This is a genomic window from Subdoligranulum sp. DSM 23681, from assembly GCF_057005535.1.
On record NZ_CM168050.1, the window covers coordinates 2050494 to 2068960 of the forward strand.

Annotated in this window: 17 protein-coding genes; 10 read left to right on the forward strand and 7 right to left on the reverse strand. The window is 62.8% G+C overall.

Features of this window, described 5'->3' with window-relative positions:
* The first annotated feature begins 49 nt into the window (after positions 1 to 49).
* From AC127K_RS09470 to AC127K_RS09480, 3 genes are read left to right on the forward strand one after another with little or no spacing between them, the layout of a single operon-like run.
* Positions 50 to 820, forward strand: coding sequence for an alpha/beta hydrolase (locus AC127K_RS09470; RefSeq protein WP_483720390.1), 771 nt, complete (start codon positions 50 to 52; stop codon positions 818 to 820).
* A complete protein-coding gene (locus AC127K_RS09475) occupies positions 817 to 1206 on the forward strand; it encodes a hypothetical protein (RefSeq protein ID WP_483720391.1) in 390 nt (129 codons plus the stop codon). The genes AC127K_RS09470 and AC127K_RS09475 overlap by 4 nt, the downstream gene beginning before the upstream one ends.
* A gap of 27 nt (positions 1207 to 1233) precedes the next feature.
* On the forward strand, positions 1234 to 1791 hold the full coding sequence (locus AC127K_RS09480) for a DJ-1 family glyoxalase III (RefSeq protein ID WP_483720392.1): 558 nt from the start codon (positions 1234 to 1236) through the stop codon (positions 1789 to 1791).
* 351 nt (positions 1792 to 2142) lie between these two features.
* Here AC127K_RS09480 and AC127K_RS09485 read toward each other — a convergent pair whose 3' ends face one another.
* On the reverse strand, positions 2143 to 3603 hold the full coding sequence (locus AC127K_RS09485; RefSeq protein ID WP_483720393.1) for an alpha-N-arabinofuranosidase: 1461 nt from the start codon (positions 3601 to 3603) through the stop codon (positions 2143 to 2145).
* A 227-nt stretch (positions 3604 to 3830) separates the two neighbouring features.
* Here AC127K_RS09485 and AC127K_RS09490 point away from each other — a divergent pair, with 227 nt between their 5' ends.
* The 3 genes from AC127K_RS09490 to AC127K_RS09500 all read left to right on the forward strand — a co-directional run bounded on the left by AC127K_RS09490 (position 3831) and on the right by AC127K_RS09500 (position 6107).
* On the forward strand, positions 3831 to 4541 hold the full coding sequence (locus tag AC127K_RS09490; protein ID WP_294541746.1) for an L-ribulose-5-phosphate 4-epimerase: 711 nt from the start codon (positions 3831 to 3833) through the stop codon (positions 4539 to 4541).
* 13 nt (positions 4542 to 4554) lie between these two features.
* Positions 4555 to 5214: a fructose-6-phosphate aldolase gene (gene fsa / locus AC127K_RS09495; RefSeq protein ID WP_483720394.1), complete on the forward strand. Its 660-nt coding sequence runs from the start codon at positions 4555 to 4557 to the stop codon at positions 5212 to 5214.
* Positions 5215 to 5360: 146 nt separating this feature from the next.
* Positions 5361 to 6107, forward strand: coding sequence for a M23 family metallopeptidase (locus AC127K_RS09500; protein WP_294541753.1), 747 nt, complete (start codon positions 5361 to 5363; stop codon positions 6105 to 6107).
* Positions 6108 to 6152: 45 nt separating this feature from the next.
* Here the strand turns inward: AC127K_RS09500 and AC127K_RS09505 are convergent, their stop codons facing one another.
* The 5 genes from AC127K_RS09505 to AC127K_RS09525 form a co-directional block, all read right to left on the reverse strand.
* Complete coding sequence (locus AC127K_RS09505; RefSeq protein ID WP_483720395.1) at positions 6153 to 8018, reverse strand: heavy metal translocating P-type ATPase; 1866 nt, start codon at positions 8016 to 8018, stop codon at positions 6153 to 6155.
* A gap of 39 nt (positions 8019 to 8057) precedes the next feature.
* Entirely contained in the window at positions 8058 to 8273 is a 216-nt protein-coding gene (locus tag AC127K_RS09510; RefSeq protein WP_294541759.1) for a cation transporter, read from the reverse strand.
* A 45-nt stretch (positions 8274 to 8318) separates the two neighbouring features.
* Complete coding sequence (locus tag AC127K_RS09515) at positions 8319 to 8702, reverse strand: ArsR/SmtB family transcription factor (protein WP_294541762.1); 384 nt, start codon at positions 8700 to 8702, stop codon at positions 8319 to 8321.
* A gap of 210 nt (positions 8703 to 8912) precedes the next feature.
* A complete protein-coding gene (glpK, locus tag AC127K_RS09520) occupies positions 8913 to 10403 on the reverse strand; it encodes a glycerol kinase GlpK (RefSeq protein WP_483720396.1) in 1491 nt (496 codons plus the stop codon).
* Between the two features lie 19 nt (positions 10404 to 10422).
* Positions 10423 to 10995, reverse strand: coding sequence for a glycerol-3-phosphate responsive antiterminator (locus AC127K_RS09525; protein ID WP_483720397.1), 573 nt, complete (start codon positions 10993 to 10995; stop codon positions 10423 to 10425).
* A gap of 381 nt (positions 10996 to 11376) precedes the next feature.
* On the opposite strand from AC127K_RS09525, the gene AC127K_RS09530 reads away from it, so the two are divergent.
* The 4 genes from AC127K_RS09530 to AC127K_RS09545 all read left to right on the forward strand — a co-directional run bounded on the left by AC127K_RS09530 (position 11377) and on the right by AC127K_RS09545 (position 16494).
* Entirely contained in the window at positions 11377 to 13221 is a 1845-nt protein-coding gene (locus AC127K_RS09530; RefSeq protein ID WP_483720398.1) for an alpha/beta hydrolase, read from the forward strand.
* A gap of 177 nt (positions 13222 to 13398) precedes the next feature.
* Positions 13399 to 14847, forward strand: a complete 1449-nt coding sequence (locus AC127K_RS09535) for an FAD-dependent oxidoreductase (RefSeq protein ID WP_483720399.1) — start codon at positions 13399 to 13401, stop codon at positions 14845 to 14847.
* Position 14848: 1 nt separating this feature from the next.
* Positions 14849 to 16144: an NAD(P)/FAD-dependent oxidoreductase gene (locus AC127K_RS09540; protein ID WP_294541772.1), complete on the forward strand. Its 1296-nt coding sequence runs from the start codon at positions 14849 to 14851 to the stop codon at positions 16142 to 16144.
* Positions 16141 to 16494, forward strand: coding sequence for a DUF1667 domain-containing protein (locus tag AC127K_RS09545; protein ID WP_294541775.1), 354 nt, complete (start codon positions 16141 to 16143; stop codon positions 16492 to 16494). The genes AC127K_RS09540 and AC127K_RS09545 overlap by 4 nt, the downstream gene beginning before the upstream one ends.
* 449 nt (positions 16495 to 16943) lie before the next feature.
* Here the strand turns inward: AC127K_RS09545 and gdhA are convergent, their stop codons facing one another.
* Entirely contained in the window at positions 16944 to 18290 is a 1347-nt protein-coding gene (gene gdhA / locus AC127K_RS09550) for an NADP-specific glutamate dehydrogenase (protein ID WP_483720400.1), read from the reverse strand.
* Positions 18291 to 18467: the final 177 nt, after the last annotated feature.

The following is an 18467-nucleotide window of genomic DNA, read 5'->3' on the forward strand; positions in this document are numbered from 1 at the left end:
TGCGGTACAATGGTTCACGGAAGCCAATACAAAGGAGTCTGATCTGACCATGGTCGAAACCTTTACCACCCGCATCACCCCCTATGGGCTGGACCGCCGGGTGTTCATCCATCTGCCCGATGACTGGCGGACTTCCGGGAAAAAATACCCGGTGATCTACATGTTCGACGGGCACAACCTCTTTTTTGATGAAACCGCCACCTTCGGCACCTGCTGGGGCCTGAAGGCGTATTACGACGCCCATCCCAACTATATCGTGGTGGGGGTGGAGTGCAACCACGAAGGCAACAAGCGTCTGGAAGAATACTGCCCCTATGACAGCGACTGGTTCAACGGCATCCGCGGCACCGGCAAGGTGTATCTGGACTGGCTGTGCGGGGAGTTCAAGGCCTATGTGGACAAGACCTGGCCCACATTGCCCGACCGTTCCCACACCGCCATTGCGGGCAGCAGCATGGGCGGGCTGATGAGCCTGTATGCCGCTGTGGCCCACAATGATGTGTTTTCCAAGGCGGGGTGCCTGTCGCCCTCGGTGCGGCTGTGCATGGACCCCCTGATGGCCGACCTGAAAAAGGCCAAACTGCGGGGCTACACCAACATCTTCTTCAGCTGGGGCGAAAAGGAGTCCAAGGGCCAGCACGGTCTGGCCCAGTATACCGACAACGCCCTGCAGGTGACCCGCGCCCTGCAGAAAGCCGGTGCCGCCGTCTACCCCTACCTGCAGATGGGCGGGTCCCACTGTGAGGCCTCCTGGGCCCTGCAGGTGCCCTTGTATATGAATGTGCTTTTCGGTGAACCCTGCAAGGAGGACCAGGCATGAGCAGCCGCGCCAAACGCAAGCAGGCCGCCCGGGCGGCGGCCACCCGCCCCCCCGAACCCCAGCGGCCCCAGGAACCCGAAGTGCCCGCCGCCGCCCGGTGGATGGGCGCACTGTGCTATCTGAACATCCTCATTCTGATCCCTGCCTGCAGCCGGTGGCGGCACCATGACTTTGTGCGGTTCCATCTGAACCAGGGTCTGGTGCTGCTGGCCATGATCGTGGTGTTCGCGGCCATCGGGTTTGTGCCCTATTGCTACGAGTTCTCTGTCAGCTGCGGCATTCTGGTGGAAGTGATGTCTCTTGTGGGGCTGGTGACGGCCCTGCGCCGCAAAACCGATCCCTTGCCGGTCATCCGCAACGTGACCCGCAATTTTCATCCGTTCTGAACCCATTACCAAAAGGAGTGACAAACCATGAGCAAAGCTGTGATCTTTTTTGCCCCCGGCCTGGAAGAGTGCGAGGGCCTTCTGTGTGTGGATATCCTGCGCCGTGCCGGTGTGGAGGTGACCATCGCCGCCGTGGGCGGGGAAAAGGTGGTCCGTTCCGCCCGTCAGGTGAACGTGGTGGCCGATGCCCTGGCCGAGGAGCTGGATTATTCCCGGTTTGACGCGGCCATCCTGCCCGGCGGCATTCCGGGGGTGAACAACCTGAAAGCCAGCCAGACCGTCAAGGACGCCTGCACCCGCATGGCCGCCGACGGCAAAATCGTGTCCGCTATCTGCGCCGCCCCCACCGTGCTGGCCGCCTTCGGCCTGCTCAAGGGCAAGCGCGCCACCGTCTACCCCGGCATGGATGAAGCCCTCACCGCCGGCGGCGCCGAGTATACCGGCCTGCCCCTGTCGGTGGACGGCAACATCATCACCGGCGAAGCCCTGGGCGCCGCCATCCCCTTCGCCCTGGCCCTGGCTTCCCGTCTGGCCGGACCGGATGCCTCCGCCACTGTCAAGAACGCCATCGTCTACCGCTATTGATGCCCCTGTGAAACACAAGACCGCCCGCCGGACGCAGCTGCCCGGCGGGCGGTCTTTTCTTTTGTATGCTTTAGCGAAATGAGAACCCCCAGCTCTGCTGGGGAGAGTAAAAAAGCTTTAGCTTCAAGCATCGAGCGAAGCGAGAAGGGATCAGCAACTTTACCATTGTCAAGAAAGCTGATCTTGGATAGACAGCGCCCGTTTACGGGCTGTAGGGCAAGTGATGCAAGTGGCGGATTTTTCAGTGCCTCTTGAGAGGCTTGCCGGTACGATGCCCTTCTAGGGCTTACACAAGCCCCCGGCTTAGCCGGGGGTCTTGACTTTGCGCGGGAACAGCCGGCCGCGGGGCGGTTATTCCGTCCTGACCCGGAAGGCAGTCACGCTGCAGGGCGGCAGCTGGGCGGCAAACCCGCTGTCGGTGCAGCGGACTTCCAGCGGCAGGGGATGCACGTTGTCCGGGGTGGCAAAGGTGTTGTGGGCAGCGGGGGCTCCGGCCAGGGTCTCGGCGGTCACCGCGCCGGCTTTCCGGCCGCTGAGCAGGACCTGTGCCGGACAGACGTCGGTGTCACTCAGGTTCACCGCCGTCACCAGCAGGGTGCCGTCCGCCCCTTCGCTGGCCGATACATGCAGGTCGGGCACCGGCTCCGCCTCGCTGCCCAGCAGCAGGGTCTCGGCGTAGGTCTCCAGCTGGCGGGCGTCCTGGTGTTCCCGGTACATCCGGAACACATGGTAGGTGGGGGTCAGCAGCAGCTTGTCCCCGTCGGTGAGCACCATGGCCTGGAGCACATTGACCATCTGGGCAATGTTGGCCATGATTACCGTGTCGCAGTGATTGTTGAAGATGTTCAGGTTGACAGCCGCCACCAGGGCATCCCGCATGGTGTTCTGCTGGAACAGGAAGCCCGGGTTGGTACCCGGCTCCACATCGTACCAGGTGCCCCACTCATCCACCGCCAGACCGATGTCCCGGCCTTTGGCGAACCGGCGGATGATGCGGCTGTGGTTTTCGATGAGCTCCTCCATCCACAGGGTACGGTACAGGGTGTGGTAGAAGATGTCCCGGTCAAATTCGGTGGCGCTGCCCTTGACGCCCCAGTTGTCCCCGGGGATGGTGTAGTAGTGCAGGCTGATGGCATCTATGACCCGACCGGCGCTCTCCACCACCCGGCGGGTCCAGTTGTAGTCGTCCTCGCTGGCGCCGCAGGCGATGCGGAAGGGCTTCAGGTCGGGACTGTAGCTGCGCAGGAAGGAGGAATACTGCCGGCACAGGTCGGCGTAAAATTCCGGACGCATGTTGCCCCCGCCGCCCCAGGTCTCGTTGCCGATGCCCCAGTACCGCACGTTGAAGGGGGCTTCCTGGCCGTTTTTCCGCCGCAGGTCGGCCATGGGGGAGCGCCCGGGCATGTTGCAGTACTCCACCCAGTCGGAAAACTCCTGCACCGTGCCGCTGCCCACATTGCCGGAAATGTAGGGCTCGCACCCCAGTTCCCGGCACAGGGCCATGAATTCGTGGGTGCCGAAGGCGTTGTCCTCGGTCACGCCGCCCCAGTTGGTGTTCACGATGGTCTTGCGCTGTGCCTTGGGCCCGACGCCATCCATCCAGTGGTAGGTGTCCGCAAAGCAGCCGCCGGGCCAGCGCAGCACCGGCACATGCAGTTCTTTCAGGGCGGCGACCACGTCGGTGCGCAGGGTGCCGTCGGCATTGGCCAGCCCGCCGTAGATGCACCGGCCCAGGTGCTCGGAAAAATGGCCGTAGATGTTTTTGTTGATGACGCCCGCCGACCGGTTGGCGTTGACGATGATGTGGGACATGATAGGACCTCCTGACAAACGTTCCCGCCCTTGGCGCCACAGGCCCGGGGCGGGAAGACTTCTGTTTCGATTATACGGGAAGCGCGGCCCGCGCACAAGAGGCTTTTTGTGCACAGACCATAGAAAAAACACGGAAAAATCTGATTTATTTGACAAAACAGTGGAAATTGTCCGTCCGCTGCGCTACAATAAAAACCAGAAATATGAAAATGCACAGGGAGGGCCCCATGCTCAAACATCTGAAACAGCAAGTGTATGAAGCCAATATGGAACTGCCCCGCCGCGGGCTGGTCACCTATACCTGGGGCAACGTGTCGGGCATCGACCGCAGCCGGGGGCTGGTGGTCATCAAGCCTTCGGGGGTGGCGTATGAGGACCTGCGCCCCGCTGACCTGGTGGTGGTGGATCTGGACACCGGTGTGGTGGTGGAAGGGGACCTGAACCCCAGCAGCGACACCAGGACCCATCTGGAACTGTACCGGGCCTTTCCGGCACTGGGGGGCATCGTGCACACCCACAGCCCCTATGCGGTGGCCTGGGCCCAGGCCGGACGGGACATTCCCTGCTACGGCACGACCCATGCCGATTACTTCTACGGTCCGGTTCCCTGTGCGCGGCAGCTGAGCACCGCCGAGCTGGAATCGGACTATGAGGGCAACACCGGCAAGGTCATTGTGGAGACCTTCCGCACCCGGAACATCGACCCGGCGGCGGTGCCGGGGGTCATCTGCCGCAGCCATGGTCCCTTCACCTGGGGCAAGGATGCGGCCCAGGCGGTGTACCATGCGGTGGTGCTGGAAGAGGTGGCCAGGATGGCCCTGCTCACCCGGCAGGTGGACCCCAACGCCGCCCCGGCGCCCCAGAATCTGCAGGACAAGCACTACCTGCGCAAGCACGGTCCCCATGCCTACTATGGTCAGAAAAAGGAAAAAGACTAAGGAGTGAATCAGCATGAAACTGTACATTGATACCGCCAATGTGGAGGAGATCCGCAAGGCCAACGATATGGGCATCATTGCCGGGGTCACCACCAATCCCAGCCTGATCGCCAAGGAAGGGCGGGACTATGCCCAGACCCTGGCCGAGATCGCCACCATCGTGGACGGCCCCATCTCCGGGGAAGTCAAGGCCACCACCACCGACGCCGAGGGTATGATCGCGGAAGGCCGTGCCATCTATGCCCTGGACCCCGGGCATATGGTGGTCAAAATCCCCATGACCGCCGAAGGCCTCAAGGCCATCAAGGTCCTTTCCGGGGAAGGCATCCCCACCAACTGCACCCTGATCTTCTCCGCCAACCAGGCGCTGCTGGCGGCCCGGGCGGGCGCCACCTATGTCAGCCCCTTCCTGGGCCGGCTGGACGACATCGGCCAGCCCGGTATCGACCTGATCGAGACCATCCACGATATGTTCCTGAACTATCCGGATCTGCAGACCCAGATCATTGCGGCCAGCGTGCGCAACCCCATCCATGTGACCGACTGTGCCCTGGCCGGGGCGGACATTGCCACCGTGCCCTACAAGGTCATCCTGCAGATGCTGCACCATCCCCTCACCGATGCGGGCATCGAAAAATTCAAGGCCGACTACACCAAGGTGTTCGGCGAATAAGCACCGGCATGGTACGGGCGGCGCGCAAAACTTTTGCGCGCCGCCCGTTTTGTCTGTATAAACCCCCGCGCCCTGTGCCACACTAACCGTAAATCGAACCGCGGGCGCCGCCCGCGGGTGTATCTTGCAGCAAAGGACGGGGGAAGATGAACAGCTTCAAAGCATTTTTCAAGCAAAGAGGATTATACCTGATCTGTCTGGCCCTGCTGCTGGTGGCCACCATCACCGGGGTACTGGCCATCCGCAGTGTGGTGCGCAATGTGGCCGATCTGACCGAATCACGCCAGAACGCCCTGGAGGAGGATGCCCAATGGAACCAGCCGGATACCATCGTAACCAATCCCGCCGAGGATGTGCCGGTGCAGACGCCTGTGCCGTCGCCGCAGGTCTCTGCACAGCCCTCCGAGTCGCCTGCTTCCTCCTCGGCGCAGCAGCCGTCTGGGGCAGTGTCCGCCGGTGGGGCCGCCTCTGGCGATTCTTCGGTGTCCTCGGCCGCCTTGCCCGTATCGCCGGCGGATGCTGAGCCCATCCGGGCCTTCAGCGGGGATGAGCTGGTGTACAGCGAGACCCTGGGCGACTGGCGCACCCACAACGGTGCCGACTACGCCGCCGACAAGGGGGACAAGGTCCATGCGGTGACCGCCGGCACGGTGGCATCTGTCACCGAGGATGCCCTGTGGGGCACGGTGGCCGAGGTCAAGACCCTGGACGGGGGCACCTGGCGGTACTGCGGCCTGGACAAGGCGGATGTGAAGACCGGGGACGAAGTCCACCGGGGGGACGTGCTGGGCACAGTGGGCACCATCCCCAGTGAGGGGGAGGATGCTTCCCACCTGCACCTGGAATACCTGGACGAAAACGGGGCCTACCAGGACCCGGAAGACAACAAATAAAAAAATCCCGGACTCAGCCAGAGTCCGGGATTTTGTGTTGTGATATTACTTGTGGTAGGCGCGGATGGAGAGCATCCGGGTGGCGTTGAGCACGGCCAGCACCATGACCCCCACATCGGCAAACACCGCCCACCACATGTTGGCGATGCCCACGGCGCCCAGCAGCAAAAACAGCAGTTTGACGCCCAGGGCAAAGACGATGTTCTGGTAGACGATGGACATGCACCGGCGGGCCATGCGCATGGCCAGACCGATCTTGGCCGGGTCGTCGTCCATGAGAACCACGTCGGCGGCCTCGATGGCGGCATCGCTGCCCAGGGCACCCATGGCGATGCCGATGTCCGCCCGCATGAGCACGGGGGCGTCGTTGATGCCGTCCCCGACAAAGGCCAGGTTGCCCCGGCTCTTGTCCGCCAGCAGTTCCTCCACCCGGCGGACCTTGTCGTCGGGCAGCAGCTCGGCGTGGAAGTCGTCCATGCCCAGCTGGCCCGCCACCCCGGCGGCTACAGCCTTGCTGTCACCGGTGAGCATGACGGTGCGCACCCCCTGGCTGTGCAGGCTGTCCATGGCCTGACGGGCGGTGGGTTTCACCTCGTCGGAAATCAGGACTGAACCCCAGAAGGCGCCGTCACAGGCCAGGTAGACCACCGTGCCCACCCCGTCGTCGGGGGTGTAGGGGATTTTCTTGGCTTCCATGAGCTTGGTGTTGCCCGCCAGCACCGTGTGGCCGTCCACCTGGGCGGACACGCCGTGGCCCGCGATCTCCAGGGCGGTGGTGGCCTGCAGAGTGCAGGCAGGGCAGGCTTCCCGCAGGCTCTTGCTGATGGGATGGCTGGAGTAGCTTTCCGCCGCAGCGGCCAGTTCCAGCACTTCCTGTTCGGTGCGGCCCGGAGCAGGGGAGACCCGGCTGACTTTGAACACCCCTTTGGTCAGGGTGCCGGTCTTGTCAAAGACCACCGTGCCCGTATGGGCCAGGGCTTCCAGATAGTTGCCGCCCTTGACCAGGATGCCGCAGCGGGACGCCCCCCCGATGCCCCCGAAGAAGGTGAGGGGGATGCTGATGACCAGGGCGCAGGGGCAGGAGATGACCAGGAAGGTCAGCGCCCGCTTGATCCACATGGCCCAGCCGCCGCCCAGCACCAGGGGCGGCAGCACCGCCAGGGCCAGGGCCGCAAAGCAGACGGCGGGGGTGTAGTACCGGGCAAATTTGGTGATGAAGTTTTCCGCCTTGGCTTTCTTCAGGCTGGAATTCTCCACCAGGTCCAGGATGCGGGCCACGGTAGACTGGCCGTAGGGTTTGGTCACCTGCACCCGCAGCACCCCGTCCACGTTCACGCTGCCGCTGATGACCGCATCCCCCGGGCGGGCGGAGCGGGGACGGCTCTCCCCGGTAAGGGCGGCGGTGTTCAGGGAACTTTCGCCCTCCAGCACCGTGCCGTCCAGGGGGATCTTCTCCCCGGGGCGCACCACAATGACCGCCCCCACCGGCACTTCCTCCGGGTCCACCGTGCGCAGACCGCCATCGGCCTCTTCCAGGTTGGCGCTGTCGGGGCGGATGTCCATCAGCCCCGCAATGCTCCGGCGGCTCTTGCCCACGGCGTAGCTCTGGAACAGCTCGCCCACCTGGTAGAACAGCATGACAGCCACGCCCTCGCCGTATTCACCCAGGCACATGGCGCCCACCGTGGCCACAGCCATGAGGAAGTTTTCGTCAAACACTTCCCCGTGGACCACGCCCAGCACGGCTTTGCGCAGCACATCATACCCGATGATGAAATAGGGGATCAGATAGAGCACCGCCTGCGCCGGCCAGGGCAGGCCGGCAAATACCTGGCACAGGACCGCTGCCGCCGCATACAGCACCGCGGCCAGAATGATACGGCGCAGCATTCGTTTCTGCTTTTTGGTCATACAAACCATCCCTCCTGCTTCGGATACCGCCAAGGACCTTTACAGTTCGATCTCGAAATCCGGCTCAATCTTCTTGGCCGCCTTCACGGCCTGCTTCAGGATGGCGTCAAACTGGCTGTCCTCCGCTTCCAGCAGCATCTTCTGGGCCATAAAGCTCACGCTGGCGCTCTGCACACCGGGCAGGGCCTTGACGGCGTTCTCAATCTTGGCGGCGCAGTTGGCGCAGTCCACTTCAATGTTGAATTTCTTCTGCATGGTACATTCTCCTTTTCACTCTCAGATATAGGGATTACAAATGGGTCACTCTTCCACGTGCTCCATGCCCAGGGCGATCATGGTACGCACATGGTCATCGTCCAGGCTGTAGAACACCGTCTTGCCGTCCCGGCGGAACTTGACCAGCTTGCTGGCTTTCAGCACCCGCAGCTGGTGGCTCACCGCACTCTGGGAAAGCCCCACCGCCTGGGCGATGTCGCTGACGCAGAGCTCACTTTCAAACAGGGCGTACAGGATCTTGATGCGGGTGGTGTCCCCGAACACCCGGAACAGCTCGGCCAGGTCGTACAGCACCTCGTCGTCGGGCAGATCGGCGCACACCCGGGCCAGGGCTTCCGGGTCCCCGGGGCAGCCGGGGTCACACACCGGCACAGCGTCGGGGCGGGGGATCTCGTTGGGTAAAGCCATTGTCAGACATCCTTTCATATGAGCAGTTGTTCATATGTCTATATAATAGTCCCCTCTCCGACCTTTGTCAATAGGGAAAAGTGTCTTCTCCGGATTTTTTCCAAAAAAATCCGCCGCCCCGGCCAAGGAGCGGCGGAAAAGGTCTGTATGAAATGCAAAAGAGAAAACCCGGCCGTTTTTTCCACAAAAGAAAGCTGTTTTGTGGAAAGCTCAGTCCTCGGCCCAGCCCCGGGCCCGGTCCACGGCCTTGTGCCAGCCCGCCTGCAGGCGGGTGCGGGTGGCCTCGTCCATCTCGGGTTCGTACAGCCGGTCCAGGGTCCACTGGCGGCGGATGTCTGCCAGGTCCTGCCAAACCCCGGTGGCAAGACCCGCCAGATAGGCGGCGCCCAGGGCGGTGGTCTCCCGGATCATGGGGCGGCGCAGGGTGCGGCCGATGATGTCCGCCTGGAACTGCATGAGGAAGTTGTTGGCCGAAGCCCCGCCGTCCACCCGCAGCTCCCGCAGGGGCATGCCGGCGTCCCGCTCCATGGCCCGGAGCACATCCCCGGTCTGGTAGGCGATGGATTCCAGCGCCGCCCGGATGATGTGGTTGCGTCCGGCACCCCGGGTCAGGCCCACCAGGGCGCCCCGGGCGTACATGTCCCAGTAGGGGGCGCCCAGCCCGGTGAAGGCGGGCACCAGGTACACCCCGGCGCTGTCCGGCACTTTTTTGGCAAAGTATTCGGTGTCCGCAGCCTCGGTGATGAGGTGCAGCTCGTCCCGCAGCCACTGGACCACCGCCCCGCCCACAAAGACGCTGCCTTCCAGGGCGTACTGGATGCGGCCGTTCACCCCCGAGGCGATGGTGGTGATGAGGCCGTTGCGGCTGCGGACAAGGGTCTCCCCGGTGTTCATGAGCAGGAAGCAGCCGGTGCCGTAGGTGTTCTTGGCTTCCCCGGCCTCAAAGCAGGTCTGGCCGAAGAGGGCGGCCTGCTGGTCCCCCGCAATGCCGGCGATGGGCACCTCCACCCCCTGGATGTTCACGGTGCCGTACACCTCGCTGCAGGAGCAGACCTTGGGCAGCATGGCCATGGGAATGCCCAGCCGGTCGCAGATGGTCTTGTCCCAGCAGAGATGCTCAATATCAAAGAGCATGGTGCGGCTGGCGTTGGTGTAGTCGGTCACATGGGCGGCGCCGCCGGTGAGCTTCCAGATCAGCCAGGTGTCCACCGTGCCGAAGAGCAGCCGGCCTTCCTCCGCCCGCTGCCGGGCCCCGGGAACGTTGTCCAGGATCCACTTGATCTTGGTGGCGGAAAAATAAGCGTCGATGAGCAGCCCGGTGCGCTTTTGTACATAGTCGGTGAAGGCGGTGTCCTGTTTCAGCTCCTCACACAGGGCGGCGGTGCGGCGGCACTGCCACACGATGGCGTTGTATACCGGGCGGCCGGTCTCCCTGTCCCAGACGATGGCGGTCTCCCGCTGGTTGGTGATGCCGATGCCCGCGATCTCCTGCACATCCACCCCGCTCTTGGCCAGCACTTCCATCAGGACGCCGTACTGGCTGGAATAGATCTCCATGGGGTCGTGTTCCACCCAGCCCGGATGGGGGTAGTGCTGGGTGAATTCCCGCTGGGCCAGATCCACGATGTTCTGGTCCTTGTCGAACAGGATGCAGCGGCTGCTGGTGGTGCCCTGGTCCAGGGCGATCACATATTTTTTCATGGTGGGCCTCCCGTATGACTTACATCTCCCAGACCGCAGGGCTGGAGGTGGAAACGGCCACCGCTCCGGCGCGGATGGCGGCCATGACTTCGTCTTTGTACTTGACCAGTCCCCCGGCAATGATGGGGGTGCGGGTCTTCTGGGCCAGCTCGGCAATGACCCGGGGCATGATACCGGGTAAAATCTCGATGAAATCCGGCTTGCCCACGCCCAGCTGGGCGGGCAGGTTGTCCAGGGACAGCGAATCCAGGATAAAGGCCCGCTGTACCGTCAAAAGCCCCAGATGCCGCGCCCGACGGATCAGGGGCGGCCGGGTGGAGATGATGCCGTCCGGGCGGCACAGCCCCTGCAGGGCATCCACCGCCACTTCCCGGGCGGAAAGGCCCTCCACCAGGTCGATGTGCACAATGGCCAGCTTGCCGCTCTGACGGACTTTTTCCACCAGGGCGGGCACGCTGACGATGGTGCCGAACAAAAGAAAAACCACTTCACACTCACTTTGCAGCGCCTGCTCCAGCCCGGCCTCGTCTTTTACGGCGGCGATCACCGGACAGTCCAGCAGGCGGGCGCGCTTGCCTTCCAGAGACTCCATTTTGGCAAAATCCTCCTGCCGCCGCGGCGGCCAAATAAAAAGAGTGGGACGCGCCTTGATCCGTCCCACTCCCTACTCTTGTGAACAAGCCCATTATGGCAGGTTTACCGGAAAAAGTAAAGCCGTTTGCACAAAAATAGCTGTTCTGCCAAAAACGACCCTGGGCTTTTGTTGGAAACTGACAATTTGTTTTTTGACTCTTGACACAAATCTGTGCAAGGTGGTAGAATGAGGTCAATGCGGATACGCCAAGGAGCAGGAGCAAGAGCGTAAAGTCTGGGAACCCCGGTCTTTACGCCTTTTTTATTGCCTCTTTGTGCAAAAAGTGTCTTTTTGGTTCGGAAACAGGCGGGGAGCCCCCGCTAAAAAGGAGGAATAGATATGAAAAATACCCACAAGGCACGCTCTGCCAGGTTCTGGCTGTGCATAGCCCTGGTCATCTGCCTGATCAGCTGTATCGGTGCCAGCCTGGTACAGACGGATTTCGGCAAGGTGACCATCCGGGACCTGCGGTTTGAAACGGCCAGCGGTCACCAGATGAGTGCTTTGCTGCTGGTTCCGGACACCGCTACCCCCGACAACCCCGCCCCGGCCATCGTGTGCAGCCACGGCTGGTACAACAACCGGGAAATGCAGGACCTGAACTATGTGGAATATGCCCGCCGGGGCTTTGTGGTGCTGTCCATCGATATGTATGGTCATGGCAATTCGGACAATCTGGAAACCGGTACCTGGTGGGATGAAAGCAACAATGCCAACGGCATGTATGATGCGGTGCAGATGGTGGCCGGGCTGCCTTTTGTGGACAAGACCCGCATTGGTGTGACGGGCCATTCCAACGGTGCTCTGGCCAGCCGCACGGCGGTCCTGCTGGACAACGAAGCCGACGAGCAGCTGATCGCTGCGGCGCTGCTGGTGTCCAACGATGCCGTGTATACCGATGAGGACGGCGCCTACTTCAACATGTTCGGCAGCCGCGATGCCGGTATCGTGGCCTGCCAGTACGACGAATTCTTCCACCGCGTCAAGCAGGAGGACGGCTCCCGCAGCGCGCCCCGGGATTATATCCATCAGAACACGGCCCAGTCCTTCCTTTATTTCGGGCAGGACCCCGCCGGTCAGGAAGAACGCACCAGCTACACTATGTATACCCAGTCCATCGACGGGGAAGAGGCCATCCGTGTGATCTACAACCCGCCCATCACCCACCCCTGGGCACACTTCTCCAAGCGGGTGGTGACTTCCAGCATCGAGTTCTTTGACGCTGCCCTGGGCGCGCCCAAATCCATCGCCCCCACCAATCAGGTGTGGCAGGTCAAGGTGTTCTTCAACGCCATCGGTCTGGTTGGCTTTATGATGTTTGCAGTCAGCCTGGCCATCGTACTGCTGGACACCCGTCCCTTTGCCGTTGTCCGCGCCGAGGATCACGTCCAGCCTGCCCCGGCATTGACCGGACGTGCCAAAGGCTGGTTCTGGGGCAGCAACCTTCTGGCAGCAGTGTTCTCCTTTGTGGTATACATGATCGGGTATACCATCATCGGCGGCTCCATGCCGGACTTCTTCCCGCAGGCCCCGGTGTATTTCATCGGTATGTGGAGCCTGCTGTGCGGTCTGTTTGCCCTGGTGCTCATTGCGGTGAGCGGCCGTGTTACCGGGCAAAAAGCTGACCGGGATACCGGCGTGCGCATCAGCGGCCGGCGTCTGGGCATGACCGTGGTGCTGGCCCTGGTGGTGGCGGTGGCCTCCTATGGACTGGTGTTCCTGGCCGACTATTTCTTCAAGACCGACTTCCGTCTGTGGGTGCTGCCGCTCAAGGCCTTTACCGCCGACAAGCTGCCCATCATCCTGCTGTATCTGCCCTTCTTCCTGGTGTATTACATCTGCAACAGCATCTCCATCAACTGCTACAATTATTTTGAAATGGGCAAAAAGCCCTGGGTCAACACGGCGGTCATGGCGGCATTCAACGCGCTGGCACCGGTGGTCATGGTGCTGGCGATGTACATCTGCTTCTTTGTCACCGGCCATCTGCCCAATGAGTTTGTGCCCTGGTTCGGCGGCAGCATCATCGGTATCTGGCTGTATCCCATCATTGTGATCCTGCCGGTGGCGGCAGTGGTGTCCCGCATCCTGTACAAGCGGACCCGCAATCCCTATCTGGCGGGCATCCTCATGGCGCTGCTTGTCACCACCATGAGCTGCACCAACACGCTGACCCAGCTGTGACGGGCAGAATGAAAAAATCTCTGATTCCGGAACAAAAAATCTTGCAATCCGCGCGGGATATGCTATTATAAAGAAAAAGGAGTTTCTGCTCGAGTAATTCAGAGTGAAGCAGATGCCGGCCCAAGGGGCGCGGTGTTTGCTTCACTCTTTTTTTGTAACCAAAACGGGAGGCAATGTATGTACGACGTCATCATCATCGGCTGCGGCGTGATCGGCGCGGCGGCGGCCCGCCGTCTGGCGCGGTGCCGGCTGAACGTGGCGGTGCTGGAAGCCCAGAACGATGTGGCCAATGGCACCACCAAGGCCAACAGCGCCATCGTCCATGCGGGATACGACCCGGAGCCGGGAACGCTCATGGCGCGGCTGAATGTGGAGGGCAACCGGCAGATGGGCGACCTGTGTGCCGAACTGGATGTGCCTTTCCGGCGCACCGGCTCTTTGGTGCTGGCCTTCGGGGCGGATCAGCAGCCCAGGCTGGAAGAACTCTACCGCCGGGGCACCGCCAACGGAGTGCCCGGGCTGCGGCTGCTCACCGGGGAAGAAGCCCGGGAACTGGAACCCAACCTGTCTCAAGCCGTGACCGGGGCGCTGCTGGCGCCCAGTGCGGGCATCGTGGACCCCTGGGGACTGGCCCTGGCCCTCATGGAAAACGCCGTCACCAACGGGGTGGAACTCTTCCGCGGCTGCCCTGTCACCGCCGTGCGGGAGGAGGACGGCCATTTTGTGCTCACCACTCCCAAGGGCGAGTTCACCGCCCGGTATGTGATCAATGCGGCGGGGGTGGACGCCGACAAGGTCCGCGCCCTGCTGGAGAGTCCCGACTTCACGGTGCATCCCAGCCGGGGCGAGTATTACCTGCTGGATAAAAGCGAAGGCAAAACGGTCAGCCGGGTGATCTTCCAGTGTCCCGGCCCCGAGGGCAAGGGTGTTCTCGTCGCTCCCACCGTCCACGGCAACCTGCTGGTGGGCCCCAACGCCGAGGCGGTGACCGACCGCCGGGACCTGGGCAACACCGCCGACGCCCTGGACTTTGTCCGCCGCCGTGCCATGCAGAGCGTGCCGGGGCTGAATCTGCGGCAGAACATCCGCAATTTCAGCGGCATCCGGGCCAACACCGACCGGGGGGACTTCGTCATCGAGACGAGCAAAGCCCACCCCCACTGGCTGGACCTGGCGGGCATCTGCTCCCCGGGGCTGAGCAGCGCCCCGGCCATCGCCGACTATGCGGCGGAGCTGCTGGCGGCGGAAGGGCTGTCTTTGGAGGAAAAGCCGGACTTCAACCCCCGCCGGCAGGCCGTGCCCCGCTTCCGGGAGCTGAACGCCCAGCAGCGGGCGGAACTGATTCGGAAAGACCCCCGGTTCGGCCGGGTCATCTGCCGGTGCGAGACGGTCACCGAAGGGGAGATCGTGGCGGCCCTGCACAGCCCGGTGCCTGCCTGCACCATCAACGGGGTCAAGCGCCGGTGCAACGCGGGCATGGGCCGGTGCCAGGGAGGCTTCTGCGGGCCCCGGGTGCAGGAGATCATTGCCCGGGAACTGAACATTCCCATGACCGATGTCCTCATGGACCAGGACGGCACCTGGGTGCTGGCCCGGGAGACCAAGACCGGAAAGGAGGCGCGCTGAGATGGCAGCCTATGAACTCATCGTGGTCGGCGGCGGCCCCGCCGGACTGGCGGCGGCCTGTCAGGCCTGGGAGAACGGCCTGCGCCGCATCCTCATTCTGGAGCGGGACTCCGAACTGGGCGGCATCCTGAACCAGTGCATCCACAGCGGCTTCGGGCTGCAGCGCTTCCGGGAGGAACTCACCGGCCCGGAATACGCCGGACGGTTTATTGAGATGCTGGGTGACACCGGCGTGGAGACCCGCCTGGACACCATGGTCTTGCAGATCGTCCCCGGCAAAGACGGTGCACCCCACCAGGTACACGCCGTCAGCGCCAGAGACGGATATCAGGTGCTGGAAGCCCAGGCTGTGGTGCTGGCCATGGGCTGCCGGGAACGCACCCGGGGGGCCATCTCCATCCCCGGGGAGCGGCCTGCCGGCATCTTCACCGCGGGGGCAGCCCAGCGGTATCTGAACATCGAAGGGTACATGGTGGGCCGCCGGGTGGTCATCCTGGGCTCCGGGGACATCGGGCTCATCATGGCCCGCCGCATGACCCTGGAAGGAGCCAAGGTGCTGGCCTGTGTGGAGCTCATGCCCTATTCCGGCGGGCTCATGCGCAACATTGTCCAGTGTCTGCAGGACTTTGATATCCCTTTGTATCTCAGCCACACCATCACCGACATCAAGGGCCACGACCGGGTGGAGCAGGTGACGGTGAGTGAAGTGGGCCCCGACCGCCGTCCCATCCCCGGCACCGAGATGGTCTTTGACTGCGACACCGTGCTGCTCAGTGTGGGTCTCATCCCCGAAAACGAGCTGACCCGGGCCGCGGGGGCGGACATGGACCGCCGCACCAGCGGCGCCCGGGTGTATGAGAACATGGAGACCAGCATCCCCGGCATCTTTGCCTGCGGCAACGTGGTGCATGTGCATGACCTGGTGGACTATGTCTCCGCCGAGAGCGAGCGGGCCGGCGCCGCGGCGGCGGCCTATGTGCAGGGCAAGCGGGCCGGTGCCGCCGCCCGCACCCTGGAACTGAAGAACGGGGACGGGGTCAGCTACACCGTGCCCCAGACCGTCCGCCCCGATGAGGCGGGCAAAACGGTGGAGGTGTTCTTCCGGGTGAACCGGGTCACCGGGCCCGCCGCCATCGCGGTGCGGGACGGGGAGGGCAACTCCCTCACCGGGTTCCGTCGGGCCCATCTGGCCCCCGGCGAGATGGAGCACATCCTGCTGCCGGGGGACCTGGTCCGGAGCGCCAAGGGGCCTGTGACCATTTCCATTGAAGAGGACAAAGGGGGTGCGGCAAGATGAAAGAACTGGTGTGCATCGTCTGTCCCCGGGGCTGCCGCCTGCAGGTGGACGAGGACAACGGTTACGCCGTCACCGGCAACAGCTGTCCCCGGGGGGCCGAATACGGCAAAAATGAGCTGCAGCATCCCACCCGGGTGCTGACCACCACCGTGCGGGTCACCGGGGGCGTGCACCGCCGTCTGCCGGTCAAGACCAGCACCGCCATCCCCAAGGACCTGCTCTTTGAGGCCATGGAGGTGGCCAACGCCGTCAGCGTGGCGGCGCCGGTGCAGCCCGGGCAGGTCATTGTGGAAAACCTGCTGGGCACCGGGGCGGACCTCGTCGCGGGGCGGGGGATCGAGAAGGGGTGAGCTTTTCTAATCATAACCCTTCCGCCGCTGCGCGGTACCTCCCCAACCACAGGGGAGGCATGAGGCAGAGTCGTAGCTGAACCAGCCACGCTTTCCCGTTTTACCAACGGCTTTTCTGGCATGCCATTTCAAATCATTTTCCTTGCTCACCGGCCCCAGCCGGTGAGAAGGCCGTCGTCAGGTGGCCGCATCTCCGGGTCCAGGGCCGCAGCCCTGGTCGGCGTCCACCGCATCGAAACGGTTGCGCTTTTTCGCTTCCTTTTTGGCGACAAAAAGGAAGGACACTCCGGCGAGATGCCGCTATCCTCGCAAGCCGGACGGACTGACCAACTCCTCGGTCAGTGACCCTTACACAGGGAAACCGTTCTCTACCGCAGCAAGCAAAAACCCCGCCGGTTCCTTACGGGAACCGGCGGGGTTCTTATCTTGTTACGGAGTGATCGTCACAATCAGACGATGCCCTGCATCAGCATGGCGTCGGCCACCTTGGTGAAGCCGGCGATGTTCGCACCGGCGACCAGGTTGCCCTTCATGCCGTAAGCCTCGGCAGCGTTGGCCGCGTTGGCGTAGATGTTCTTCATGATGTTCTTCAGGCGTTCGTCCACTTCCTCGAAGGTCCAGGACAGACGCAGGGAGTTCTGGCTCATCTCCAGGCCGGAGGTGGCCACGCCGCCCGCGTTGGAAGCCTTGGCCGGGGCAAACAGGATGCCGTTGGCCTGCAGGTAGGCGACGGCGTCCGGGGTGGAAGGCATGTTGGCGCCTTCGGCCACGGCGTAGCAGCCGTTGGCCACCAGGGCCTTGGCGCCTTCCAGCGGCAGTTCGTTCTGGGTGGCGCAGGGCAGGGCGATGTCGCAGGCGACGGTCCAGATTCCCTGGCTGCCTTCCACGTACTTGGCGCTGGGCACATAGTCCAGATAGGTCTTGATGCGGGCGCGCTTGACTTCCTTGATCTCCTTGATGACCTTGTAGTCAATGCCGTTTTCGTCCACAATGTAGCCGTTGGAGTCGCTCATGGCAATGACCTTGCCGCCCAGCTCGGAAGCCTTCTGGTTGGCGTAGATGGCCACGTTGCCGGAACCGGAGATGACCACCTTGGCGCCGTCAAAGCTCTTGCCGTTGGCCTTGAGCATCTCGTCGGCAAAGTAGCACAGGCCGTAGCCGGTGGCTTCGGTGCGCACCAGGCTGCCGCCGAAGGTCAGGCCCTTGCCGGTGAGCACGCCGGTGAACTCGTTGCGCAGGCGCTTGTACTGGCCGAACATGTAGCCCACTTCGCGGCCGCCCACGCCGATATCGCCGGCCGGCACGTCGGTGTCGGGGCCGATATGACGGAACAGCTCGGTCATGAAGCTCTGGCAGAAACGCATGACCTCGGCATCGCTCTTGCCGTGGGGGTCAAAGTCGCTGCCGCCCTTGCCGCCGCCCATGGGCAGGCCGGTCAGGCTGTTCTTGAAGATCTGTTCAAAGCCCAGGAACTTGATGATGGACAGGTTCACGCTGGGATGGAACCGCAGACCGCCCTTGTAGGGGCCGATGGCAGAGTTGAACTGCACACGGTAGCCGCGGTTGACCTGGACCTTGCCATTGTCATCCACCCAGGGAACACGGAACATCACAACGCGCTCGGGCTCCACCAGGCGCTCGATCAGGCCGTTCTTTTCCAGCTCGGGGCGAGCTTCCACAACGGGTTCCAGGGATTCCAGAACCTCGTCAACAGCCTGCAGGAATTCTTTCTGCTCAGCATTGCGCTGGGCCAGACCCGCGTACACATTGGCCAGATAGGCATTTTTGATGGACATGGGTAACACTCCTTTGTTCTAATTTCTTTCACCGGTTTTTATGTTAGCACGTTTGGAAGTATTTGACAAGGTTTTTGCGAAACTTTTGTTGCCTGTGCGGGGCCATCTGTATCTGAATGAAAAACAAAATATACACTTTCTGTAAATTTTCACAAAATATGTAGGCACGATGTACAT